The organism is Pontimicrobium sp. MEBiC01747, assembly GCF_053601635.1.
This window is the reverse complement of sequence record NZ_JBSHNS010000616.1, coordinates 1-540: the sequence shown is the minus strand read 5'-3', so window position 1 is coordinate 540 and position 540 is coordinate 1. Positions and strand designations below refer to the sequence as shown.

General features: G+C 39.8%; 1 protein-coding gene. It reads left to right on the top strand.

Features of this window, described 5'->3' with window-relative positions:
• Positions 1 to 540 (top strand): hypothetical protein (locus ACVC2P_RS21125; RefSeq protein WP_452600420.1); only part of this gene is annotated, 540 nt, incomplete at both ends.

Sequence of the window (540 nt, the reverse complement as noted above, 5' to 3'; positions counted from 1 at the left end):
GCCTGCTAATGCTGGCGCAGATGGAGGCATTACTATCTGTGACGATAGTTCTACAACTATAGATTTATTTAGTTTAATCGCTGGTGAAGATGCTGGTGGTACTTGGTCGCAAACTTCTGGATCTGGCGGTACTTTTAATGCTGTAGCTGGTACTTTTACACCAGCTGTTGGTGCAACTACTAGTACCTTCGATTATACTGTTATTGGAACAAATCCTTGTCCTAACGATGTTAGTACTGCTACTATAAATATTAATCAAACACCTGTACTTAACTTTACTGCAACTACTTGTGCTGCTAACTTATTAACTTACGATGTTTCTTTTAACATTTCTCCTGCTTCTGCTGTTATTACGACCTCTGCAGGAACTGTTGTTGGTAACTCTATTACTGGTGTTCCTGCTGGAACGGATATTACAATTACTGCAACTAGTGCTGTTAATGGATCGTGTCAAGACACCTTAATGGTAACTGCGCCTAATTGTGCTTGTCCTTTTATCGATACGCCTACTAATCCTAACAATCCTAGTGTTTGTTTTGG